Below are 25,742 nucleotides of genomic sequence, written 5' to 3'. Positions count from 1 at the left end.
TTATTTTGTTTATACACTGATTGTCCTAACACTTCAGCAGAGCCATTTATGCTTCAGCCTTTGACGCCTCCTTCTTTGCAGCAACAATCTGCGCCACAACCTCAGCCGGTGATTTTTCTGGGGCACGGCAGCCCGATGAATGCGCTGGCACAAAATCAGTTTACGCAGCACTGGCAGCAACAACTGGCAGATTTAACTGGCGTCAGAAAACCCAAAGCGATTTTGCTGATCTCCGCCCATTGGTATGGCGAAGGCGTAAAAATTACCGCCCAGACCAAACCGCCAACACTGCATGACTTTTCCGGTTTCCCGCCGGAACTTTTTGCGGTGAATTATCCGGCGCCAGGAGCACCTGAACTGGCAGCACATATTCAGGCCATGTTGGCACCGCTTGTAGTGCAGCTTGACCACAATTGGGGTTTCGACCACGGCGCCTGGTCGGTATTGGTTCATGCCGTTGCTGATGCTGATATTCCGTTGTTGCAGTTGTCGCTTGATAGCCGTGAGAGTCCGGACTGGCATCTGGCACTTGGGCAAAAGCTTAAAGCGCTGCGTCAGCAAGGGGTGCTGATCATCGGCTCTGGCAATATAGTGCACAACTTGCGCTTGCTGGACTGGAGTAATCAGCAACAACCGGCCTGGGCCACTGACTTTGTAAGCAAAGTCAAAACAGCCATAGCGCAGCGGGATTTTGCCGCGCTTTGTGATTATCGGAGGCTAAGTAAAGACGCTTTGCTGGCCGTACCTCACCCTGATCATTATTTGCCCTTGCTGTATGTACTGGGCGCAAGCTCGGCAGAAGAACCATTGCAGTTTTTTAATGACGAGCTGGTGTATGGCAGTTTAAGTATGTTGTCGTTGCGTTATGGTGCTTAGCTTTTTTAGCGCAGGGCTTTGAGCGACAAGTCGTTAGCGCCTGACTGTTGATGCGCTGCTGCCAATAATATTGGCAACAGCAAAGACAGGATCAGAGTTTGGCTAAAGCCTTTTTTTTCTCAAGTCGGGTCACAGCTTCATTCAGCGCATCAAGACTGACATCCTGCTGCTGAAGTTGTTGTGCCATGGGCTCAGGCAGCGTGTCAGGCGTGTTCAGGCTCAGGCTATACAGGAAAAACAGGCATAACATCAGCAGATAACCGGCAATCATTAAGGCAATATTGCGAAACGCCGTCCGCTGCACAGCTGGTGTTTTCAGCCAGGCCACAAATTGTTTGGCAACTGCCAGCCCCAAAACCAGCGAATGGCGCCCTAACAGCATGGCTTTTTGCAGATAAGGCTGCACCGCCGTTTTATTTATTGTAACCATGTTTTGATCTCTGCCTGCCATTGTGCCTTTTCGGGCGGGTTTAACTTCTTAGCCGCAAAATAGCCGTATTTCAGTCGCTTATCAGATTTAAGTTCCAGCGTGATACGTTTGTTGCCTTCGGTTAACTGCTGAAATTCCAGATCGCCGGTTTTTAAACTGCCCGCCAGTTTCAGCACCAGCGCTCTGTATTCAGGTGTTAAACCTTGAGGCGCTTCCAGCACCATACGGCATAAATTATTACGGCATTCACTGTCGAGCAGTCTCAATTGGTTATTGGCGACATTTTGTGTCAGGTGGGCAATCATAAATTCAGTGGCATCAGCCCAGAGTTCGTCTCTGTCCTGATCGTCAAAATTTTTATTGTCGTCAATCAGTTGTTGCTCAAAACGGCGCAGCTTATCTAACTCCAGCTGGGCATGAAGCGCTGGCAAGGCCGCTTCACCATATTTTTTGTAAAAGCTGTTCAGGTTTTTCAGCTGCTCCTGCTGCTCATCGCGACTCAAGCTATTGAGTTGCACCAGCCAGTCCGGCGCTTTAAACAGCGGCAACCACAGATACAACAACACACCTGTAAGGGTGGCAAGTACCGGCTGAGTGAATTTTGCCCGCCACAGCGGTAATAAAGCAGATTTGATTTTCACGAACCACATCAATTATTTTGTCTGTTCAACACCAAAAGGGCCGTTATGCTACCACAGCAGTTGTTGTGCCCCAAGCGCTGGACCTGCTGTGCTGTGATCTGCGGCGCAATGCTCTGCTTTAATGTGACCAGCTTAGTTACCAGGGCAACTCAGTGCCATTGCTGTGATAAAACACACCGGAGTTATGTAAACCCAGTTCGCTGATCCGCTCTGCCAGCCTTGTTGCCGCTTCGGTTGGCGAAATATCTCCGGCAAAACCCACCATCTGGGTTTGCACAAAACCAGGATGATAAATCCCCACTGCAATTTGTTTGGGTTTTAAATCTTTGGCAAGTGACACAGAACCTGCATTCAGCGCCGCTTTGGCCATACGATAACCATAATAAGCACCAGAGCCATTGTCGCTGATAGAGCCCATGCGGCTGGTGATCATGGCAATTTTACTGCCTGCTTTAAAACAAGGCAGCATGGCCTGTGACAATAACAAAGGCGCCAGTGCATTCACCTGAAACTGCGCCTGAATACGGGCAACGGCAAAATCAGTTAAAGTTTCCTGACTAAAAATGCCGGCATTATTAATCAGCACATCGACTGAAGCTTCGCTAAATTCAGCGGCCACCGCCTGCACCTGCAATGGATCGGCTAAATCAACGCCGCAATACACCCGCACATTCAGCGCAGCGAGCTCTGGCGACGAATGGCGGCAAATCACACTGACTTGATGCCCTTGCGCCAGATAATGTTGCACTAACGCCAGACCAATACCTTTATTACCACCAGTGATCACCAGATGTTGCATCGTTTGCTTACTTTGCTGATTTTGCTGATTTTGCATAGCGCCGCAGCTCCTTTGATTGGGATAAACCAGACTAACCGGCTTTCACCAATTTGGGCAAGCGCTGGCACTGCAACACCAAGGCCAGCACAAATCAACACAAACAAAAAAGCCGGCGCTTAATGTGCCGGCTTTGTTGTATCAATGCCAATGTCTGTCTGGAGCTACGAACCTTTATTCTTTTTAAAAGCTGCGTGACCTGATGATTTACCGGTTTGTTGTTGCTTTTTAATCAAAGCAGCTTTGACCGGATTGACGCCCGTGTGTTTAGTCACAGCCACCTGGCCAGCGCCTTTTGGCTTAAATTTCAGCTCGTCGCGGCTTTCTTCCGGCACTAAACAAGTTTTGCCTTTGCCAATCAGTTTCGAAAGCCCCATATTGCGCAAAGCTTCACGGATCATCGGCCAGCCTTTCGGGTCGTGATAACGCAACAAGGCTTTATGTAAACGCCGCTGACGTTCGCCTTTAGCCACCGGCACTTTTTCACTGTTGCCTTTGAGGTTTTTCAGCGAATTCAGCTCAGTGTGGTAAATAGTTGTGGCATTGGCCATCGGGCTTGGATAGAAGTTTTGCACCTGATCCAGGCGGAAATCGCGCTCTTTCAGCCACAACGCCAGATTCACCATATCTAGATCTGTAGTGCCAGGGTGCGCTGAAATAAAATACGGAATTAAATACTGCTCTTTACCGGCTTCTTTACTGTATTTGTCGAACATGGCTTTAAATTTGTCATAAGCACCCATGCCAGGTTTCATCATCTTCGACAATGGCCCGCTTTCGGTATGTTCAGGAGCGATTTTTAAATAACCACCGACATGGTGCTGCACCAGCTCGCGTACATAATTTGGATCTTCCACTGCTAAGTCATAACGCACACCTGAGGCCACCAGCACTTTTTTAATGCCGGTAATTTTGCGCGCTGCCCGGTATAAATCGACGGTAGGGCTTTGATCTGTGTCCATATGTTCACAAATGGTTGGATAAACACAGGATGGCCGGCGACAGGTTTGTTCGGCTTTGGGGTTTTTACACCGCAGTTTGTACATATTGGCGGTTGGGCCGCCCAAATCAGAAATCACGCCGGTAAAACCAGGCACTTTATCGCGGATTTGTTCAATTTCTTTCAGGATAGATTCCTGCGAGCGGCTTTGAATGATCCGGCCTTCATGTTCGGTAATAGAGCAGAATGAACAGCCCCCAAAACAGCCACGCATAATATTGACCGACGTTTTGATCATCTCATAAGCCGGAATTTTGGCTTTGCCATACACAGGGTGCGGCACCCGCTGATAAGGCAAACCAAACACCCCATCCATTTCTTCAGTCGTTAAAGGAAATGCCGGCGGATTCACCCAGATATGCCTATCGCCATGGCGCTGCAAAATAGCACGGGCACAACCCGGGTTGGTTTCCTGGTGCAAAATACGCGAAGCGTGGGCATACAAAGGTTTATTGACGCTCACCTGTTCAAAAGCCGGCAGCTTGACGTAAGTTTGCTCCCAGGGCTTAGGTTTGGCCGGTTGCACCATTACAGCTTTGGCTTCAACAATTTGTGGTTTGGTTAAATCGATACCTTCTTTGGCAAACTCGGAATAAGAGCTGCAGCCCACATCGTCGGCGCCATAAGGGTTAGGAATAGGGTCAATTTTGCCGACTTTATCAATAGCGGTAGAGTCGACACCGCGCCAGCCTGGCAGCGCATCTTTTAAAATAACAGCGGTGCCGCGGATATCTTTCATCGTATCAAAAGTTTCACCGGCGGCTAACCTGTGTGCCACTTCTACCAAAGGCCGCTCGGCGTTGCCGTAAATCAGAATTTCAGCTTTGGCATCAAACAAAATAGAACGGCGGACTTTTTCCTGCCAATAATCGTAATGGGCAATACGGCGTAAACTGGCTTCAATACCGCCTATCACCACAGGCACATCTTTATAAGCTTCTTTACAACGCTGCGAATACACAATCACAGCACGGTCTGGCCGCTTGCCGCCTTCATCACCCGGCGTATAAGCATCGTCATGGCGCAGTTTTTTGTCGGCGGTATAACGGTTGATCATCGAATCCATATTGCCGGCCGATACCCCAAAAAACAGATTGGGTTTACCCAAAGCCATAAAAGCGTCTTTGCTGTTCCAGTCTGGCTGGGCAATGATGCCGACCCTAAAACCCTGACTTTCCAGCATACGGCCCACCACCGCCATGCCAAAACTGGGGTGGTCAACATAAGCGTCACCCACCACCAGAATAATGTCGCAGCTGTCCCAGCCCAGTTTTTTCATTTCCTGGCGTGACATAGGTAAAAACGGCGCCGGACCAAAAGACTCTGCCCAATATTTTGGGTATGAGAATAAACCACGTTCTGCCGCCATACGGGCGACCGGGGCTGATTTACGCGAGGCTGGAGCTGTTGTCGACATAACTTGGGTACTCTAAGGGTGATTGCCGGCACAAGGTGGCAAAAATAGCCGAGCATTATACTCAAGTATTCACTTAAATACTAACCTTTCAAAGGCACACTCAGGCAGCGCTGTTACTGCTGCTTTGGCCTGAAGCTGCACAGCAACTGCAAGACATTGAATAAAAATCAGGATCTCCGATCAGTGAGCATCACCTTGTTATTTTCACAATACAACATAGACTCAAGAAGGAATCGCTCGTTAGGGAAAACCAAGCGTCATTTCAACAAGTTACACTCAAAATGGTAACAAACTACTGTCGGGTTCTGAGCAAGTTGCTGCTTTGAGGTTAATAAAAGCCCGGGGCAAAACCCGATAAAACGACAACCGGAGTTTCCCAATGAATAAGTACACCATAAAAACCATTTTTATCGGTTTTATGTTTGTCTCTTTACTGCTGATCACTTTAGTCACCGCCTGGATCAATACCAGTCAATTCTCCAGCCTTTATTACAGTCAGACTGAACATGAATATTTACCCAATAGTGTGGGGCGCATCAGCGAACAGATCAGAGGCGAAATTATGCGCCCTATCCTGCTATCCGAAGCTTTGGCCGACAACGCTTTGTTGCATGACTGGATGCGAAGTGGCGAAACAACAGCAAACAACCATCCGCAGGTGCTGAATTATTTTAAGCAGTTACAACAAAACTCCGGCGCATCCACCATGTTTTGGGTGTCTGATACCAGTAAAACTTATTACACTCAGGATGGTGTATTTAAAACAGTATCCACAACAGAACCCCGCGACAGCTGGTTTTTTAACTTTTTAGCAAGCACTGCCAAACGTGAACTGGCAATAGATCCCAATGAAAAAACCGGCGCCCTGACCTTGTTTGTGAATGTGGTGGTGAATGTGGATGGCAATCGCTCTGGTGTGGCCGGACTTGGTTACGATATTTCAAAAATATCGGATTTAGTCAGCAGTTTTAAACTCGGTGAGCAGGGTTATCTGTTTTTAGTCAACAACAAAGGTTTGGTGGTCGCACACAAAGACAAAAGCCTGATTGGCAAAAATATCAAAGAAGCCGGTAACTACAGTGTTTTTGCTCCACTGACCAATAACGGCAATACCGGTTTTCGTTTTGGCAATCTTGAAGTTGCCGGTGAGCCTATCTATTACGGTATTCAGGATGTACGGGATACAGGCTTAACTGCAGTGGCGCTGATGCCAACAGTGCAGGTAACTGCCGCCATAGACGAAGTCACTGCTATTGCTGTTGGCGTCAGTCTGGTGATTGCCGCCATTTTTATTGCTTTGACCGTGGTATTTGGTAATGCGCTGAGTAAAAACATCCGCCGTGTTGGTGATGATTTATTGGCGATGTCCGGCAATGGTGGAGACCTGAGTAAAAGGCTCGATGACAGCGCAAATAACGAATTGGGTCATTTAGCCAAAGGTTTTAACGGTATTATTGCCAAAGTGGGTCAGTTGGTTGGGGAAATTAAAGCGGCAGAAGTTGCTATTAAAACCGATATTGAGCAGCTGGCTACTTTAGTACGAAACACCTTTAGCGCCACTGAAGCCCAAAGAGCCCAGACCGATCAGGTGGCAACAGCTATTACCGAAATGGGCCAAACCATTGTGGAAGTTTCAGGCATCGCCCATCGCACAGCGTCAGATACCGAATCAGCGGTACAGGAAACTGTGACCACCAGTGCATATATGGCCAAAACCGCAGACACCATGGGTGAACTGAATAAAGTGATGTTGATGGTTGATGGCACTATTAACGATTTTGCAAGGCAGGCTTCTGACATTAATTCAGTGGTGGAAGTGATCAACGCTATCTCAGAACAAACCAACTTGCTGGCACTGAACGCCGCTATTGAAGCGGCACGCGCCGGTGAACAGGGCCGTGGTTTTGCCGTGGTTGCCGATGAAGTGCGAAACCTGGCCAAAAGAACTCAGGATTCAACTTTACAAATCCGCGACCAGATAGCGCAGTTACAACAAACCTCCAATCAGTCGCTACAAGCCATTAAACAAGGCATGCAAAGCAGCGAACAGGTGACAGAACATACCCAGCTGTCGGTGCAGTCTTTAAACCAAATCCAGCAAAAGTTTTCTGAAATCAGCGGTGGCAACCATCAGGTCGCTGCCGCAACCGAAGAACAAGGCAGTGTGGTGGAGCATATTAATGAATCGGCCCATCTGATTGCCGGCAGTGCCGCAGATATTCACCACAATGCCCAGCAGCAAATTATTGCCATTGACAGCCTGACACAAAGGGCTGAGCAGCTGCGTACTCTGGTGAACCAATTTAAAGTTTAAGGAGCACAATATGAAGTTATCAACATGGGCTTTAGTGCCGGCTACGTTATTGGCCTGTGGTGCTGCCACTGCCGACATTTTATGGCAGGATTTAAGTGTCAGTTATTTAAAAGGGCAAAACTACAGAGTCGGTTACCCTGAGCTGCAGGTCTATACGCTGGAACATGTGGCCGGCACCAGTTGGGGTGACAGCTTTATGTTTCTCGACCACTCCAGAAGCGACAATGGCGCTCGTGGCAATTATGGCGAATGGGCACCCCGTTTTAGCCTCGGCAAACTTTCTGGTAACACTATGGCGTTTGGTGTTATCAAAGATGTGTTAGTTGCTACCCAAATTGAAATGTCGACTTTGCAAACCAATTATTTATATGGGGTTGGGGTCGATTTTGCATTCCCGCTGTTTAAACACAGTCAGCTGAATTTATACCGCCGCCAGAATGAAAATGTTGATGACAGCTGGCAGGCCACTTTTGTCTGGGGCCTGCCCTTTGAAATGTTGGGACAGGAATTTTTGTACGACGGTTTTATCGACTGGGCAAGTGCCAGTTCAGATCAGGCCGCCCATATGAATTTTACCTCACAGCTGAAATGGGCTTTGCATCCTCTGCTGGGCATCAAAAGCCGGCTTTATCTGGGAGTTGAATATGCCTACTGGCTTAACAAATATGGCATCAAAGACAGTCCGGGCTTTCGTACTGACGAATCAAACCTGAACCTGTTGGTAAAATGGCATTTTTAGCATTCAGGTTCACAACAATTACCTGATCAGGACGCCGCTTTTGCGGCGTTTTTTATGTCACAAATACAACATCAGCTTGATGGCAAGCGCATATCAGGCAGAAATCAAAGCACTGATCGTTCAGTGTGATAAACAAAGTTATGTAACTGCAGTAAACAAAAAGGCAAAGCATCTTGTAACCCCCTGCAGCCACAGATTTTTACCACAACAAAACTTTGCCTGATATAAGGTGCAGAATGCTGATTTTTCTGATAAAACTCAGTGGCGAATTACGGGGCGGATGTATTTAAGCGGTAGCCAAAAGATAAACAAAAAGTTACAATTCAATACTATGTGCTTGTGTTGCAGCGTAATTTTTGCTTGCGACACTGCTGCAAACTAATACCGCGGCTTGATGATCCCCTGATTTTTTTAACTTTGACAATGACCAAAAGCGGCCTGCTGATGTAAGGCTGGCGCCGGAGTTTGTGTTTATGAGTGAATATTTGCAAATAAAAGAATTGTGTGATGAGTGGCAAAGTAACGGACAACAAATATCACTCAGTGCTCTGGCAAATTACACTGGAAAAGCAGCCCGCCAGCTTGAACCTCACTTTTTAAAATGGCAACAGCAACAGATTGATCCGGATTTTACCTTTGATGCCGAGTTTGTTGCGGCTTTTAAACAACAGGCCAGTCGTTTTGCCCAAAGTTTAAATCAGCAATTGCAACATGAACTGCAAACTTTGCAGGACAGTTATCATCAGTTGCAACAACAGCAACATCAGCTGACGGAAGAGCTTTACGCCGCCCAGCAACGTGAAACCCGGCACAGCAGCCATGCTGCCACGCTGGAGCAACAACAAATCCGCTTGCAGCAACAGCTTGACGAATCTCACGCCGAAACAAACCAACTGCAGGAACTGCTGCTGTCACTAAAAAGCCAGCTGACGGAACAACAATATCTGCTGGAGCCACTGCAACAACAAATGCCGCTGCTGCAACAGGAACTGCAGCAGAACCAACAACAGCTGGCCGACACTGAACATAAACGCCAACTTCTTGAAGACGCTCAATTGTTGCAACTGCAACATCAGGCCAATCTCAGCACTCAGCTGGCACAGCTTTCTGAACAAAACACTTTGCTGGCACAACAACTTGACAGCAAAAACCAGGCACAGATCAGCGCCACTCAGGAATTGCGTCAGGCCGAGCAGCAGTTGTCGGCATTACAACAACAGCTGCAACAACAGCAGGAGCAGCAACAGACAGTGCAGCAACAGCTGCTTGAACAACAGCAGCAACAACAGCAACTGCACACTCAGTGTCAGACGCAACAGCAGCAGTTGGAACAACTACAACAAGACTTACAACAAGCACAACAGGAAAAACAGCAGCTGACTGCTGCTTTTGCAGAAAGCCAGAACCAACAACAACAGCTGGCACAACAACTAAACAGCTCAACCAGCACACAACAACAGGCGTTGTCGGGTCAGCAGGAATTACAACAACAACTGACACAACTGCAAGCTGAATGCAGCAGGTTGCAACAGCTGAACGAACAACTAAGCGCAGCTGAACAAGATATCGAACAAAAAGTGGCGCCACTGAGACAAGAGCGGGATCAGGCCGTTGCCGCCGCCAGTGCCCAGCAACATCAACTGGACGATTTGCAATTTCAGCTGACACAAGCACAAACAGAAGCCGCCCGGCTGAACCAGTATTTACCGGAATTAGAACAAAATCTGCAACAACTGCGTGACGTCAACAGTTTATTAAAAGAACAAAACGCCAGCACTGCTGAACATCAGAGCAGTCAACGCGAAACCATCAAACAATTGCGTGAAGAAATGCTGCAACTGCGTGAGCAAACAGCACAGGCACAAGCAGAGCGCAAACAGATGGCAGAGCAAAATCAACAATTGCTGGAGCAGGTGTCTTTTGTGAAAACCAACTCCACCGCCACAATTGAGCGGTTAACGCGCAACTGGGAGCAAGCACAAGCAAGGTTAAAACAGCTCGAAGCTGCCGGCAGTTGAAACCGGCAGACATCACGGCAGAAAACAGCAGCCTTTGGCTGCTGTTTTTTTATGTTCAGACACCACTGAGTATAGTGATCACACCAAGCAGAAAAAACACCGCACAAGCGGCACGGCGGGCCAGGTTTAACGGCAGTCTTTCCATCAGATAACGACCGGCATACACCACAGGCACATTGGCTGCCAGCATACCCAAGGTAGTGCCTACTATCACCAGCCAGGTTTGCATTGGGTAATTAGCCGCTAACAGCACAGTAGCAATCTGGGTTTTATCACCAATTTCGGCAAGAAAAAACAACACGCAACTGGCGGTAAAAGCACCATATTTCAACATGGCGTTTTCTTCGCTGTCGTCTTTATCCGGAATAAGCAACCACAAAGCCACCACAATAAAAGAGCCACCTAACAACCATGAATGCCAGCCTTGTGGGATAAAGTTTGCAACCCAGGCGCCAAACCAGGCTGAAGCGGCGTGATTTAATAAAGTAGCCACCAGAATACCGGCAACAATAGCAAGACGTGAGCGAAAACGGGCTGCAAGAAATAACGACAACAGCTGGGTTTTGTCACCGATCTCTGCAATAGCAACACCGGTAAAAGAATAAAACAAGGCATCCATCAATAGTACTCAGCGGGATAATGACATAAGACAGAACCGCAGCTCCCGCTATGGGCCACAGTACTGTCTCAGGTCTCATCAAACCGGTTCAACCGGTTGTTGTTGCCATGTGCATGCGGCACAAGTGTGTTGACAACAACGCCGCCATCTCTGGCAACAGATTACTCCCCCAAGCAGGAAGGCGCGCATTGTAGCTATTTCATCATTGTTGCCACAAGCAAAAAATCACTTACATGCAAAATTTCTTAATTACAACTACACGGGCTCATGGCGAACAGCAACCTGTTATCAGGGCCTGGTACTTTTTGTCACAGGCAAAAAGAACCACAGGCAAGCCTGTGGTTCTTTTGTTGGTCGTCTGCAGATTTTTAGCGGGCCGGTAATATGCGGTTCACCCTGGCTCTGGCGCTGCTGCTAAACCGCTGCCATCTGGCGCCAAGGCGGATCAGCCCCCAGTACGTCAGTGGCACCAGCAATAAACTGGTTAAGGTTGAAAACACCAGACCGCCGATAATAGCCACCGCCATAGGCGCATAACTTGGGCCATCCCCGCCAATATTGGCATCCCCAAAAGCCAGAGGTAACAAACCCAGCACTGTGGTGGATACTGTCATCAGAATGGGCCGCAGCCTTGCTTCACAAGCTTCGATAATCAAAGGCACCAGCTCAGTATCAGGTTGCTCTTCCCGCATCTGATTAATACGGTCAACCAGCACTATGCCGTTGTTCACCACTATGCCCATCAGTACCAGCATACCAATCATACCCATAATGCCCATTTGGGTGCCGGTGAATAAAAAGGCCCAGAACACACCTACAAAAGAGAACAATAAAGAGCCAATCACTGCTGTTGGTAATAACAAAGATTCAAACAGTGCCGCCATCACCAGATAAATCATCACCACCGCCAGCAGCATATTGGTTTGCATAATGCCCTGCGCTTCATCCTGATACTGGAAACTACCTTCAAAAGACCAGCTGTAACCCGGTGGCAGTTGCAGCTGATCCATCACGCGGGTCAGCTCTTTGCGGGCATCGTCCATTTTCAGTTCTTTGTTAATATTCATGCCAATAGCCAAACCGGTCTGGCGGTTAAAACGACGGATTTCACCCAGACGTTTTTCCACTTTTAAGGTCGCTACCTGCGACAAACGCACCACACTGTTGTCTTTCAGTTTGACAGGTACAGCTTCCAGCTCCTGCTGGGATAAACCTACTTTTTCATCGTACAGCACTCTGAGCTGCACTTCGCCCTGATCCAGGGTGCGGAAAGTGCGCAGATTAGAACCACGCAGTGCCAGACTAATAGTGTTGGCGACATCCTGAGCTGACAAACCATGACGCTGCAGTTGTTCTTGTTGCAGCAATACCTGTAATTCAGACTGGCCGTCGCTGACTTCTGAGCGCACATCTTCAATACCTTTGATGGTACTGAGCACAGGCACCAGTTCTTGTGAAAGTTCCATCAATTTAGCGGTGGAAGGACCAAGTAAATGTACCTGCATACCACCACCGGCATCTCCCCAGCCAAATTGTGGTTTAGCACGCACCAATGTCGGCCAGTCTTTCCGAATCGCCTCTTTTACCTCACTGACAGGCACAGGCAGTGGGTCAACAAACATAATGGTCGATACGGCAAAACCCGGCTGGTAGTAGCTGTACACTGAGTCGATATGGAATTTTTCTTTATTGGCATAAAGATAAGCTTCCATTTTACTGACTTCCTGCTCAACTTCAGCCAAAGCGTAATTACTCTGAATGTTGTAATTTAAAAATAATCGGTTTGAATCACCTTCGTTGTCATCGCCGCCGGATACCTGACTGATTGGAATAGCAATACTCAACAGCAGGCCTATGGCAATCAGCGTGGCAGCTGCTGGTTTACGCATCACCCAGCGTAAACATTTACCGTAAAAAACATCCGCCTTGCTGGCCTTGGCGTTTTCCGAACTGGTAATACTGGTAATGCGGGTAGATAACCAGGGGATCAGCGTCAGTGCCATCAGCAAAGAAACGCCCAGCGAGATGGTAATGGCGATAGCCACATGTTCAAGGAATACAGTCACATCCACTTTTTGGCCGATAATATTTGGTAAAAATACGATGGCGGTGGTGGCAGTACCAGCCAATACAGCAAGGCTTACCCTGTACACTCCACGCTCGGTGGCACGACGCACATTATTGTCTGTAGCTCTTTCCCGGAAGATACTTTCAGTCACAACCACTGAGTTATCCACCAGCATCCCCACAGCCAGCATTAAGCCCATCATACTGAGCACATTTAAGCTGTAATCAAGGAAATACATCATGCCAAGGGTGATAGCGATAGACACAGGCACAGACATCACCACCAGCAAAGTGGTCGGAATATGGCGTAAAAACAGGAATAACACACCAAAAGACAAAGCCGCACCCATGGCGCCCGAGCCTAACAGATTAGATAACGAATCTGTTACCCCTTTGGCGGTGTCGTCCATCACAAACATATTAATGCCATTAAATGCCGGATCTTTACCTGCAGCATTCACGACCTCCAGCGCAGCTGCTGAAACATCAACCAGGTTGGCACCTGACTCTTTAAACACGTTCATACCTACAGCGTACGACTGATCAAGCCTGCGACCCTCTACCCTTTTTGGCAATTCAAGTTGCAATTCGGCGATATCACCCAGCTTTAAACCACGGCCAATCGGCAGCTGTTTAATTTCTTCCAAAGAGCCAAATTCACCAATAGGTTTCACCAGAATACTGGACTCAGCACTTCTGATTTCACCTGCCGTCATGGCAAAGTTTTGTTTTGATAAGGTGGCGACCAAAGCTTTGGCGTCAACCTGTAGCGCCCGCAATTTCTCGGGTTGCAGCCTGATAATAACCTGACGTTTGTCCACGCCATAAAGCTCAACTTTGGACACACCAGGCACCCGCTCCAGTGGTCTTTTTACCTGACGCTCGAGCAAGTCGTACGCCATCGACAAATCACGTTCACTGGAAATGCGCAGCTGAAAAATAGGCATATCGTTGGTATTAAACTGAAATACCAGCACCCGCTCTACGTCAGCCGGCAGTAAATGGCGAATACCATCAAGCCGTTCACGCACTTCAATACTTTTGGTATTGATGTTTTCTTCCCAGTTAAATTCCAGACCAATTTCGGCACTGTCTTCTTTAGAAAACGAACGCATTTTTTTAATGCCGGTGACAGTTGACAAAGCCTCCTCCACCGGCCTGGTGATCAACCTTTCTATCTCTGCCGGTGTGGCATTCGGGTAAGGCACGTTGATGTAAATTTCCGGTATATCAATACCCGGAAACTTTTCCAGCGGCAACATGCGGCTCGCCAACAAACCAAACACCAACAAAGATAAAAACAACATACAAAGGGTGACAGGCTTGCTCAGTGCCCAGCGCGTCAGGGCTAAGGGTTTATGTTCCATCTGTTACTCCTTAACCGTGAGTTTGTTACGCGCTGTAAGACGGTACAACACCGGAATAAACAACAAGGTTAACAAGGTTGATAAACTCAGACCAAAAATAACGGTAATGGCCATAGGAGCGCGGATTTCTGCACCGTCACCACCAAACATCATCGGCATTAAACCAAGTACAGTAGTTAAAGTGGTCATCAGCACCGGACGTAAACGGGTGGCACCAGCCTCGACAATAGCCGCATCCAGCGCCATACCTTCATCCCGTAGCTGATTAATACGGTCAATCAGCACTATGGCGTTGTTGACGACTATACCGGCCAGCATAATCAAGCCAATAAACACGATGACGGAAATACGGGTGTCGGTCAGCCATAATCCCAGCACAGCACCAGCGCCAGCCAAAGGCACAGTAAACAGAATTAATAAAGGTTGCAGCAGGTTTTCAAACTGCGATGCCATCACCAGATAGACCAGAAACACCGCCAATGTCAGCGCTATGACCAAAGAATTAAAAGAACGCTGCATTTCTTCACTTTGTCCCATCACCCGGGCTGTAACACCATAAGGCAATTGCAGTTGTTTCAGCATAACTTCAACCGCCACCGCGCCTTGTTCAACATCACCATAAGCCAGGTTGGCGCTCACTACAGCCACACGCTGCTGACCAATACGGGTAATTTCACTCGGGCCAATTTCCCGGCTTATTTTGGCAACAGCAGATAACGGCAATGGCATTTCACTTTGTGGGTTAATAATAATCTGCGCCAGTTCCTGCTCGGAATTGCGATATTGTTCGGCCAACCGCACCCGGATATCCACTTTACGGTCCTGAATGGAGTATTGCCCAGCCACTTCACCACCGACGTAGTTGGCAACACGTTTAGCCACATCAGAAGCGGTCATATTCAACTGAGATAAACGTTGATGATCAAAATGCAGGGTAATTTCCGGTTGGCCGGCACGCAGACTGGATTTGACATCGGTAAAACGGTCGTTGCTTTCCATTTGTTTTACCAACATGGCCGAGCCTTCTTTTAACGCTGCCAGCTCATGACCTGCCAATTCAATTTCCATCGGCGTTGCCATATTAAACAGTTCAGGTGCGTCAATTTTGGCAACCACATCCGGCATTGCAGCCACAGTATCACGCACCAGCTGCATCACTTTTTGCTCATCCGCTGTGCTGGACCCCGGTTTTAATACGATGTTCAACTTGCCCCAGTGACTGCCACCTATCGAAGGATCCACTGTCATTTGCTGGCCAGTGCCCGCCTGAGCATAACTACGTTCAACAGCAGGCTCTTGAGCTACCACAGCAGCAAGTTTGGTCAACACCGTATCTGTGCGTTCAATGGCACTGCCAACAGGTAACTGCACTTCGACATAAAACTCGCCCTGACTCATCGCCGGAATTAAATCAAAACCAAGTCTTGGTACCAGACTAAAACATAAAGCAGTCACAGCCAGTGTAATCATCAACACCATAGTTTTGGCTCGCAGCGCCACGGTTAAAGCACCGCGATAACCAGCTTCCAGCATTTTTAAAAAGCGTTGCATCAGGTTCAGCAAAGGATTAAACAACCAGCCAAACCCAGCGGCTATGCCGCGCCATAACAAAGTCAACAACGAGATCAACCAGGACAACAACAGGCCAATCGCTTTAAAAGGTAACTTCAAAGTCCAGATGACCCACTGATACCAACGTTGTGGTTTTTGCTTTGCTGTTGTCTCTGTGTTGCGGCTGTCAGCGGGCGAAAAATTACGCTCATGAGCAGCCATGGTCGGGATCAGCGTCAGCGCGACCAACAGCGAGGCCAGCAAGGCGTAAGTTACGGTTAAGGCCTGATCTTTAAAAAGTTGACCGGCGATACCGTCGATAAATACCAGCGGGAAAAATACTGCTACAGTGGTCAGGGTGGAGGCGGTAATAGCCATAGATACTTCACTGGCACCTTTTTTGGCGGCTTCCAGCGATGACATGCCCTGATCTTTATAACGGGCGATATTCTCCAGCACCACAATAGCGTTATCAACCAGCATACCAATAGCGAGCGCAATACCACCCAGACTCATAATGTTCAGGCTGATTTCCTGAGCATACATCAGGTTAAAAGTGGCAATCACTGATAGCGGAATCGAAATTGAAATCACCAAAGTGGTCCAGGCATTACGCAGGAACAGATACAGCACCAGCATCGCCAATAAACCACCTTGCCAGGCCGACGACTTCACTTCGGCGATGGCGTCGCTGATAAACACCGACTGGTCATACACTAACGTCAGTTCGTAACCTGCCGGCAGGTTTTTCCGCAGGTTTTCCAACTGTGCTATGACAGTTTTGGCAACCTGAACCGTATTGGCATCACCTTCTTTATAAATAGAAATTTCAATCGCAGGTTTGCCATTAACGTAGGTAATACTCTGACGGTCAACATAACCATCCCGCACTTCGGCAATGTCACTGAGTCGCACATGACTGCCGTTGACGGTGGCAATATACAAATTGCGCATTTCATCAAGGCTTTCAAACTGATTGATAGTACGTACCAGATAATCATGAGCTGCTGTTTCTAACCGGCCACCGGCCTGATTGAGATTTTGCTCGGTTAAACGCGCATTTACCGCACTGATATCCAGATTCAGCTGACTGAGCTTTTCGTTATCAATCAGAATTTGAATTTCCTGGGTTAAACCACCGTCCGGCCGCACAGCGGCAACACCGGTCAGCGCTTCCATTTTGCGGCGCAAATCTTCATCGGCAAAAGTACGCAGCGCCACCAGCTGGGCTTCGGTTAATTGATCTTTTGCGTCACTGCGGCTTAACGCCAGACGGACTATAGGGTCTAAGTTAGGGTTAAAACGCAGTAACAGAGGTTTCTTGATATCCAGCGGTAACAACAATACATCCAGCTTTTCCCGCACTTCGAGGCCGGCCAGATCCATGTCTGTGCCCCACTCAAATTCCATAATCACATCAGAGCGGCCAGCACGCGACACCGACTGTACTTTACGAATGCCTTTGACAATACCGACACTTTCTTCAATAGGTTTACTGACCAGCTGCTCGACTTCAGCAGGCGCTGCGCCCTGATATTCAGTGCGGATGGTTAAAGTGGGATAAGATAAATCCGGTAACAAATTCACGGCCAGTCGCGCCATCGCCACCAGACCAAACAACATAATGCCAAGCGTAAACATCCACATGGTTACGGGGCGGGCAACAGCCAAATCCACCAGTTTCATTGTGTTCTTCCTGTAGTTTTAGTTTTAAGACAGCGCGGGCCTGATGGCCCGCGACAGTTGGAATGTTGGATTAGCTGTGGTTACCCACCACATTGACAAGACTTTGATCTTTCAGGCTGGCTTGACCTGCAGTCACCACCTGGTCGCCTTCGGCAAGGCCTTCCAGTACTTCAATAGCGGCATCAGATTCATAACCGGTTTTCACCACTTTACGGCTGACTTTGCCATCTTTCACCACAAATACTGAACTTGAGTTGTCCATCGCCAGCACGGCACGTTTTGGTACCAATAACGCAGCGGCTTTAGAATCGTATTGCAACTCAACCTGGGCAAACATACCGGCTTTTAAGCTTAAATCGTTGTTATCAATACCAATGGTCACACGCGCTGTACCAGAAGTTGCGTCAACAACAGGGGAAATCCGCACTATTTGGGCTTGTTGTTGTGGCATACCGGCAAAGTTCAGGTAGGCAGTCTGGCCTACTTTGGCCCTTTGTAACTGATGCTCAGGCAGGTTAATCACAGCTTCCAGCCGTTGTTGTGACACCACATGAAACAAAGCTTTTGATGAATATTCAGTAATAAGCTGGCCTACTTTGACATAACGACGGGCAATCACACCGGAGATAGGGGCGCGGATTTCAGTTTCGCGTAATGACAACTCCTGCATATCGACAGCTGCAGTCATAGATTCTAACTGCCATTTTAATTTGTCATATACATCGGCACTGACCAGTTTACGTTCATACATTTTTTCAATACGTTGCATTTCGCTGCGCAGCTGACCCAGCTCAGCTTTTCCTTTAGCCAGCTGAATACGCTGACGCTCAGTGTCTAAAGTAGCCAGCACCTGCCCCGCTTCTACATGGTCTCCCTCTTCCACCAGCACTGACTGCACCAGGCCCGTTGCTTTGCTGTTCACTTCAGCATCGGCTTTGGCTTCTAAAGTTGAAGTAGTGCGATAAGTGCTGCTGATAGCGCCACGACTGACGGCTGCTGTTTCAACAGGGATACTGACTGCAATGTCTTTTTTCTCAGTATCCGGGCTGCCGCTGGCCGATTCACAGCCACTCAGCAACAGGGTTGCAGCAATTAATGAGGCAGAAATGGCGGTGGCTAATTTGGATGGCATGTGCATGATAAATTCCTTGGCTGATTTGCAGTTTTAAACTTCACTGTTGTGCACATAGCATCTGTCGTGCCAGTGTCGCTATTGCATAAATTATATATATAAATCATTAAGATATACCGCAATTGTTATTTTAGAGTGCAACAAGATGTTTCACGCTGTTGGCGAATTTCACTATCTATTAGTGATTTAGCTCATCCCTTGTTGCGACTAAACACAATTAAGCGTCGATTTAGAGCCTGTACTCTAAGATAACCACGTTTTATACTGCCCGCCTTTTGAGGTCTGACCAGGCTTTCCGGCCATGCTTCACACTAACTGATAATAACAACTCTTTATGTCAACCAAGGGGCTTTTATGTTTAAACCATCGTCTTTAGCTGTGGCGATTATTGCGGTATTTGGCGCCAGTCAGGCTCATGCCGAAGGCTACAAACTTTATGAACAATCGGTCAGCGCTATGGGCAACGCTTATGCAGGCCGTGGTGCAGAAATCACCGACGCCAGCCTGGTGTATTCTAACCCTGCTGCTTTAAGCCAATTGTCCAAAGCCTCTTTATCCACTGGTTTAAATCTGATCTCCGCCAAAACGGATTACAAAAACGCCAAAGCACAAAGTGCCGGTGGTTTATCTGTGGTTGGTCGTAGCGAAGGTGAAAATAGTTTATTAGAAGCTGTGCCTTTTGCATTTTATGCCGACAAACTCGATGACAAGCTCAGTTATGGCGTCGGTTTTTATGTGCCTTTTGGCTTATCAAGCGACTACGACAATGACTGGGTTGGCCGTTATTTTGCCGATGAAACCGCCATTCAGGTTATTGCGCTGCAAGGTTCAATGGCCTATCAGCTCAATCACAACTGGTCTTTAGGTGTGGGCCTGAGTGTGAACCATATTGAAGGCACTTTATCCAAATACAAAGATCACAACGGCTTATGTGAAACCGGCAACCGCATTAACGCTCTGTATCAGGCTGATGTGTATAACAGCGCTTATTGCGACAGCCATTATGAAGTCAGTGGTGATGATATAGCGCCGGGTTACAGCCTGGGTTTACATGGCAAATTAACCGACAATCTGGCCATTGCACTGGTGTACCACTCAGAGCTGCGTTTTCGGTTAACCGGGGACTCGGTGATTACCAATACGCCTATCACAGGCGCTAATGTTGCGGGTTCACCCAACTATATAGTGGTGGCACCACAACTTCCGGCCATTGACAAAAAAACCGGCAAACTGGCAGCAAGCACGCAACTGGTGGAGCGCAGTCAGGTACCACTGACCACCCCTGCCAACCTGAGCCTGAGTCTTGATCATCAATTTGCGCCACAATGGGCATGGCAGGCAAGCCTGAGCTGGACCGGCTGGAGTGCTTTTGAACATATTGAAATTACCAGTATTGACGCTAAACCTTCGTTGTCTTTATCAACGCAGCAGCCAACCAATCTGGCGAAACCCGGTTACATTGGTTATATCCCGGAATACTGGCACGACACTTTGTCGGGCGCTTTGGGTTTAAGCTACCAGTATCAACCCAATTTAAAGCTGAAAACCGGCCTGGCTTATGATGAAAACCCAATCAGCAGCAGCCATAAAACGGCCCGTGTTCCTACAGCAGACCGCACCTGGCTGACCATTGGCGCCAACTGGCAGCTTGCGCACAACTGGAGCCTGGACCTGGCTTATGGTTATATGTGGATGGGTCAACTCAGCATCAACGAACACGAATTTAACGCCAATGACGTGCAGTTGTATAAATCCGGTGTACAGGTTGATTATAAAAACCATGCCCAGGTACTGGGTGCTCAGCTGAACTACTTGTTCTGACACTCACAGCTCTGACAATTACAGCTCTGACGCTCACTCACTACCAACGCCGCTATTTACTCTTGCAATAGCGGCATAGCGGATTTGCTGTACATTCCTGTATCTAAAACAAAAAACCGACGTTATCGTCGGTTTTTTTATCAGCTGGTGCTGGTGTTCCTTCAGGAAGCTGTGAGTCCTGTTAGTTTTTCTCAACTCTGAGTTCACCACTAACAGTGCTCATATCAATACTGCCGTCCCCACTGCCAGTGCTGAATTCCAGGCTACGGCGTGGGCCATATTTGGCTTTGTCGGCTTTTTGCTCTGTGATTTTGTTGTTAATGTCACCACCGGCGCTCGCCACCAGTTTAAAACGGGCACTGACATCAGCGTCTAATTTCAGAATAGAAGAACCACTGACGCTGCTGGCGTTAATTCTCGGCGCTTTGCTGTTGGTCACTGCTGCGCGGATTTCACCGTTCACAGAACTGTAGTCTAACCTTTCTGTGCCGCTCAGCATCAGCTCGGCTTCGCCGTTTACTACTGACACTTCAATTTCTTTGGCACTGCTTTGTAGGTTGATTTCACCATTTACCGACTCGACGTTAACACGGCCGCTGGAGCCTTCATCATCTATTGAACCATTGACGGTATTTAACCGGACGCGGCCACTGTTGCCAATACTGTCAATTTCACCGTTGACCGTTTCCAGCTCTACGTCATTACTCAGCTGTTTAGCGGTGATAGTGCCATTGACTGTATGAATTTTGCTGCTGCCTGCCACCCCTGTGACACTGACGCTGCTGTTGACACCACTAAATTCCAGCGCACTGCCCTCCGGCACTTCTATCACCAGCTGTGAACCTTCTTTGTCGCTATGGTCACCCCAGCCAAAATTGGTGCGCGGCATTTTTACAACAAAACGGGTAATACCGTCTTTGGAGGTAAAATCAAAACCTTCGGCTTTTTCGTCCAAAGTGCCTTTTACGCTAAAAGCCGGACTTTTAACCGCTTTAATTTCCACATGACCACGCATGTTTTCAATATAGATTTTTTCATTGGCACTGACGTTTTTTGCTTCATTCACAGGCGCACCTGCGGCAAAAGCCAGTTGTGGTAACAAGAGGCCAGAAACTAAAGCCAGCGTCAGGGTATGAGGGATAAATTTTTTCATGATGTCACTCCGGAATAGGTCAGTTCTACACTGACTAATTTTTGTAAATATTGCATTTGTTGTTGTTGCAGCTGAGACAGCTGTCGTAATAAAACCGGTTCGTCCGGCTGGTAACTTAATGCCAGTAGCACCTGAGATCTGGCTTGTTGCCAGATAGCCAGCTGCTGCTGCCAATCCTGATAAAAATCAGGCACTTGCTGCACCTGCGCCAGCAAAGCTGCCCTTTGTATTTCAAAATCACTGGTCAGTTGCCACTGCACCTGGCTGCCGGCTTGCGACTGACGACTTGTGGTGTTGTCGTCGCCGGTAAATTGCGAAGGCAAAGGTTCTGCAGAAGCAGCAGGCGCTTGTTGTGCAAGCTTTGGTACATCCGCACCCTGTGGCCATAACAACACAGAAACCAGCACCGCAGCGGCCATACCACCCGTCCACCAAAATAACGAGCGTTCAGGCGCGTTCTGAAACTCTGCTGCGTCCGGCACAACTTCGTTTGCCGGCGCTAGCTGTGGTGTAGTTGCCAGACGCGCCGCCAGCTCTGGCCATAAATCGCGTTCTGGTTCAATGTCTTTGGCAAGGGCATCAATCTGCGCCTGCAATTGTTGTTCAGTTTTCATCTAACCAACCTCTGAGTAACTGACGCGCTCTGTGATACTGCGCTTTACTGCTGCCTTCGGCGATATCCAGCATTTGGGCAATTTCCTGATGTTGATAACCTTCCAGCGCAAAAAGCACAAAAACGGCTCTGGCCTGGTGGGGTAAACGTAAAATTGCATCTTCCAGTTCGCTGTTTTGCGGCAACAATTCAATAGGCTGCTCCGGTACTTCTTCGTCAGTACTTAAACGTAATATTTTGTTTTTCCGCCATAAATCCACTGCGGTTCTGCTGGCAATGGTATGTAACCAGGTGCTGAAACTACTGTCGCCACGAAAACCAGGCAACTGTTGCCAAATCCGCACAAAGGCTTCCTGACAGCCATCTTCTGCCTGAGCCCTGTCGGCGAGCAACCGCAGGCAAATTGCATAGACCTTGCCTTTAAATTGCTGATACAACTTAAAAAAAGCCTGCTGATCGCCATTTTTGGCCTGTTGTATCCAGCTGTCGAGCTGCTCATGCATTCTTGGTTAAATTCCGGATTTTTTGTTTCTATGCAAGATTAGTCGCTCCGACTGCTGCCGGGGTTTAAAAGAAAAATAAATAAAATACAAAATAATTAAATTGATAACAAAAACAATAAGATAATCTTAACTTATCTAGAGTTGAGGTTATACCGGTCATCAACAAACTTAAAAACTGAGCTGCATATACACAGGAGGGAAAAAGAGCCAATAACAATAAAAGACAAGAAGTGGGCTCTGACAGCAGATGCTGCTGCCACTATGGCAACAGATAGAAAAAACCGGCTCACTATGGAGCCGGTTTGAACAACACACGCAGGAATGTGCTGATGGACTCCCTGTCCAGCAGCCGGTTGATCATGACAAAGGCCTGTGACAGAGCGATGACAACGGCATAATGAGGCTGTTGTTGCCCTGACTGCACCTTACACAGCCACCGGCGCTTTTATATGTGGATGCGCCTGATAATTTTGCAGTTCAAAATCTTCAATGCTGAAGCTAAAAATATCTTTAATAGCCGGGTTTATTTTCATCAAAGGCAGTGGATAAGGCTCACGGCTTAACTGCAGCTTCACCTGCTCCAGATGATTGGAATACAAATGTGCATCCCCAAAGGTATGAATAAAATCACCAGGTGTTAAATCACAGACCTGCGCCACCATCATCGTCAGCAGTGCATAACTGGCAATATTAAAAGGCACACCCAATAAAATATCGGCGCTGCGCTGATATAACTGACAAGACAATTTGCCGTCATTCACATAAAACTGGAACAAGGTATGGCAAGGTGGCAAAGCTTGTTTACCAGCGGCAGCATTGTCTTTTGGCGACAAGCGGGTGTCGGGCAACACCGCAGGATTCCAGGCACTGACAATCAGGCGGCGTGAGTCCGGAGTGCGTTGAATGTCGCTGATAAGCTGACTTATCTGGTCAATCACTTCGCCATTGGGCCCTTGCCAGCTGCGCCACTGGGCGCCATAAACCGGCCCGAGTTCACCTTCTGCTGTTGCCCATTCATCCCAAATCGACACGCCGTTGTCTTTGAGGTAACCAATATTGGTTTCACCTTTTAAAAACCACAACAGCTCATGGATAATGGAACGTAAATGGCACTTTTTGGTCGTGATCAGCGGAAAACCCTGACTTAAGTCAAAGCGCATCTGATAACCAAACACACTGAGAGTACCGGTGCCGGTGCGGTCGGTTTTTTGATGACCTGTATCCAGCACATGACGCATTAAATCCAGATATTGTTTCATATGGTTTCTCCCATGCTACGGCGACGGTAACCCCAGATAATCAATGCAATACCGGCAAAAATCATCGGCAGGCACAACCACTGCCCCATCGACATACCCAGCGACAACACACCAAGGTGCGCGTCAGGTTCACGGAAAAACTCCACAATAAAGCGGAAACAACCATAACCCAGTAGGAACAAACCACCGACATTACCGGCTGGTGGCTGTTTGCTGCGATACCAAAGCAGCAGTACAAACAACACTAAACCTTCCAGCACAAACTCATAAAGTTGTGACGGGTGACGTGGCAATAAACCGGCATTTGGGAATAACACAGCCCAGGGCACGTCAGTGGTGCGGCCCCAGAGTTCAGCATTAATAAAGTTACCAATACGACCGGCACCTAAACCCAAAGGCAATAAAATCACCACAAAATCACCCAGTTTCAGGTAGTTTTTGCCGGTTTTCCAGGCAAAAAACGCCATGGCAGCCAATACACCTATTACACCACCGTGGAATGACATGCCGCCTTCCCAGATGCGGAATAAATACAGCGGGTCTTGTAAAAACAACGGAAACTGATAAAACAGCACATAACCCAGCCTGCCGCCCAGCACCACCCCCAGGAAACCATAAAACATCAAATCGCTGACCTGCTCGCGTGTCCAGCCAGAACCTGGTTTATCGGCCGCTTTATTGGCTAACAAATTGGCAAGCAAAAAGGCAATCAGATACATCAGGCCGTACCAGCGCACGCTGAGCGGTCCAAGGCTAAAAATCACGGGGTCGATCTGTGGAAAAACGATATAACTCGAAGACATAAAAAACCCTTAACTAAACATCATCTTGGCACTGACCAACAGCAGGAACAGGCCAAATATCCTTTTTATCCGAAGTACCGGCAGTTTTTGTGTCAGTTTAGCGCCAAGCGGCGCCGCCAGCATCGAGGTTGACACTACAGCGGCAACAGCAGGCAGATAGACAAAACCAACAAAACCATCGGCCAAAGCGTAATAAGCTAAGCCGGAGCTGACGTACCCTATCACAGCAAAGATGGCAATCACCAGCCCCGCTACCGCAGCAAGCCCAATAGCACGGCGCATATCCACCGAAAAAAAGTTAAGCGTTGGCACAAACAAAGCACCGCCGCCTATGCCAAGCAAACTGGCGATACTGGCAAGCAAAGCGGAAATAAGCGCAAGCACAGGCTTTGTCGGTAAAGGCCTTAATCCACTGGCCATTTGGCTGAATATCATCCGAAGCCCGATTAAAGCCACAGCACAGGCAAAAGACCATTGCAAAAACTGACCATTTACCAGATGGGCAAAAGAACCAACGGTAAAAGCACCCACGGCAGCACCAGACAATACTGCAGGTGTCAAACGCCACGGGATATTATGCAGACGATGATGAGCCCGGGTTGAAGAAGAACAAGTGATCACTATAGTGGCGAGCGAAGTGGCAACTGCAACCAGCATCACATGTTCGGCCGGCACTATGCCATAAAGTGGCAACAACAAGGTCAACAGCGGCACTATCACCAAACCGCCGCCAATGCCTAATAAACCAGCCAATAAACCAGCCAGTGCGCCAAGCGCCATACAAATCAAAATAAAAGTCAGCACAGTACTACCTAAAGCGGCTAAGGCCAGATCCTATCCGGGCAGTAGAACTGCAACAGATATTCTGTATTTTTGCGGTGCGCTATTGTACAGAGCA

19 protein-coding genes are annotated in these 25,742 nt (G+C 48.1%); 5 read left to right on the top strand and 14 right to left on the bottom strand.

Translation table 11 applies throughout. The features are described 5' to 3' along the window. Positions 1 to 48 precede the first annotated feature (48 nt). Entirely contained in the window at positions 49 to 876 is an 828-nt protein-coding gene (ygiD, locus tag RCH83_RS06580; RefSeq protein ID WP_306520249.1) for a 4,5-DOPA dioxygenase extradiol, read from the top strand. A 91-nt stretch (positions 877 to 967) separates the two neighbouring features. On the opposite strand, the gene RCH83_RS06575 is transcribed toward ygiD, so the two are convergent. From RCH83_RS06575 to RCH83_RS06560, 4 genes are all read right to left on the bottom strand, one after another. Then, positions 968 to 1,306, bottom strand: a complete 339-nt coding sequence (locus RCH83_RS06575; RefSeq protein WP_306520248.1) for a hypothetical protein — start codon at positions 1,304 to 1,306, stop codon at positions 968 to 970. Then, on the bottom strand, positions 1,294 to 1,947 hold the full coding sequence (locus RCH83_RS06570; protein ID WP_306520247.1) for a hypothetical protein: 654 nt from the start codon (positions 1,945 to 1,947) through the stop codon (positions 1,294 to 1,296). Before RCH83_RS06570 ends, RCH83_RS06575 begins: the two co-directional genes overlap by 13 nt. A gap of 136 nt (positions 1,948 to 2,083) precedes the next feature. Beyond that, positions 2,084 to 2,782: an SDR family oxidoreductase gene (locus tag RCH83_RS06565; RefSeq protein WP_306520245.1), complete on the bottom strand. Its 699-nt coding sequence runs from the start codon at positions 2,780 to 2,782 to the stop codon at positions 2,084 to 2,086. A 164-nt stretch (positions 2,783 to 2,946) separates the two neighbouring features. Continuing rightward, on the bottom strand, positions 2,947 to 5,151 hold the full coding sequence (locus tag RCH83_RS06560) for a YgiQ family radical SAM protein (RefSeq protein WP_306520292.1): 2,205 nt from the start codon (positions 5,149 to 5,151) through the stop codon (positions 2,947 to 2,949). 427 nt (positions 5,152 to 5,578) lie between these two features. On the opposite strand from RCH83_RS06560, the gene RCH83_RS06555 reads away from it, so the two are divergent. The 3 genes from RCH83_RS06555 to RCH83_RS06545 all read left to right on the top strand — a co-directional run bounded on the left by RCH83_RS06555 (position 5,579) and on the right by RCH83_RS06545 (position 10,270). Next, positions 5,579 to 7,513: a methyl-accepting chemotaxis protein gene (locus RCH83_RS06555; protein ID WP_306520244.1), complete on the top strand. Its 1,935-nt coding sequence runs from the start codon at positions 5,579 to 5,581 to the stop codon at positions 7,511 to 7,513. A gap of 10 nt (positions 7,514 to 7,523) precedes the next feature. Beyond that, positions 7,524 to 8,252, top strand: a complete 729-nt coding sequence (locus RCH83_RS06550; RefSeq protein WP_306520243.1) for an outer membrane protein OmpK — start codon at positions 7,524 to 7,526, stop codon at positions 8,250 to 8,252. Positions 8,253 to 8,725: 473 nt separating this feature from the next. Next, the gene (locus tag RCH83_RS06545) at positions 8,726 to 10,270 is read left to right on the top strand and encodes a hypothetical protein (RefSeq protein WP_306520242.1); all 1,545 of its coding nucleotides are present in this window, start codon (positions 8,726 to 8,728) and stop codon (positions 10,268 to 10,270) included. Positions 10,271 to 10,325: 55 nt separating this feature from the next. On the opposite strand, the gene RCH83_RS06540 is transcribed toward RCH83_RS06545, so the two are convergent. From RCH83_RS06540 to RCH83_RS06525, 4 genes are all read right to left on the bottom strand, one after another. Continuing rightward, entirely contained in the window at positions 10,326 to 10,889 is a 564-nt protein-coding gene (locus RCH83_RS06540) for a TMEM165/GDT1 family protein (RefSeq protein WP_306520241.1), read from the bottom strand. Positions 10,890 to 11,257: 368 nt separating this feature from the next. Beyond that, a complete protein-coding gene (locus RCH83_RS06535; protein ID WP_306520240.1) occupies positions 11,258 to 14,323 on the bottom strand; it encodes an efflux RND transporter permease subunit in 3,066 nt (1,021 codons plus the stop codon). 3 nt (positions 14,324 to 14,326) lie between these two features. Further along, entirely contained in the window at positions 14,327 to 17,560 is a 3,234-nt protein-coding gene (locus RCH83_RS06530; protein ID WP_306520239.1) for an efflux RND transporter permease subunit, read from the bottom strand. A gap of 70 nt (positions 17,561 to 17,630) precedes the next feature. After that, complete coding sequence (locus RCH83_RS06525) at positions 17,631 to 18,698, bottom strand: efflux RND transporter periplasmic adaptor subunit (protein WP_306520237.1); 1,068 nt, start codon at positions 18,696 to 18,698, stop codon at positions 17,631 to 17,633. A gap of 348 nt (positions 18,699 to 19,046) precedes the next feature. On the opposite strand from RCH83_RS06525, the gene RCH83_RS06520 reads away from it, so the two are divergent. After that, positions 19,047 to 20,513 carry an OmpP1/FadL family transporter gene (locus tag RCH83_RS06520; protein WP_306520235.1) on the top strand — a complete coding sequence of 489 codons (1,467 nt, stop codon included), beginning with the start codon at positions 19,047 to 19,049 and terminating at the stop codon, positions 20,511 to 20,513. A 181-nt stretch (positions 20,514 to 20,694) separates the two neighbouring features. Here RCH83_RS06520 and RCH83_RS06515 read toward each other — a convergent pair whose 3' ends face one another. The 6 genes from RCH83_RS06515 to RCH83_RS06490 form a co-directional block, all read right to left on the bottom strand. Further along, positions 20,695 to 21,666, bottom strand: a complete 972-nt coding sequence (locus RCH83_RS06515; protein WP_306520233.1) for a hypothetical protein — start codon at positions 21,664 to 21,666, stop codon at positions 20,695 to 20,697. Continuing rightward, a complete protein-coding gene (locus RCH83_RS06510) occupies positions 21,663 to 22,280 on the bottom strand; it encodes a hypothetical protein (RefSeq protein WP_306520231.1) in 618 nt (205 codons plus the stop codon). Before RCH83_RS06510 ends, RCH83_RS06515 begins: the two co-directional genes overlap by 4 nt. After that, entirely contained in the window at positions 22,270 to 22,782 is a 513-nt protein-coding gene (locus tag RCH83_RS06505; RefSeq protein WP_306520229.1) for an RNA polymerase sigma factor, read from the bottom strand. The genes RCH83_RS06510 and RCH83_RS06505 overlap by 11 nt, the downstream gene beginning before the upstream one ends. Before the next feature lie 425 nt (positions 22,783 to 23,207). Next, complete coding sequence (locus tag RCH83_RS06500; RefSeq protein ID WP_306520227.1) at positions 23,208 to 24,041, bottom strand: thymidylate synthase; 834 nt, start codon at positions 24,039 to 24,041, stop codon at positions 23,208 to 23,210. Further along, positions 24,038 to 24,844 (bottom strand): prolipoprotein diacylglyceryl transferase, encoded by an 807-nt coding sequence (lgt, locus tag RCH83_RS06495; RefSeq protein ID WP_306520225.1) that lies wholly within the window; start codon positions 24,842 to 24,844, stop codon positions 24,038 to 24,040. Before lgt ends, RCH83_RS06500 begins: the two co-directional genes overlap by 4 nt. A 9-nt stretch (positions 24,845 to 24,853) precedes the next feature. After that, a complete protein-coding gene (locus RCH83_RS06490; RefSeq protein ID WP_306520223.1) occupies positions 24,854 to 25,648 on the bottom strand; it encodes a sulfite exporter TauE/SafE family protein in 795 nt (264 codons plus the stop codon). Between the last annotated feature and the right edge of the window lie 94 nt (positions 25,649 to 25,742).

The sequence above is a fragment of the Rheinheimera sp. genome, assembly GCF_030824435.1.
Lineage (GTDB): Bacteria > Pseudomonadota > Gammaproteobacteria > Enterobacterales > Alteromonadaceae > Pararheinheimera.
Note: the sequence above shows the minus strand (reverse complement) of the source record. Positions and strands in the feature narration are given on the sequence as shown.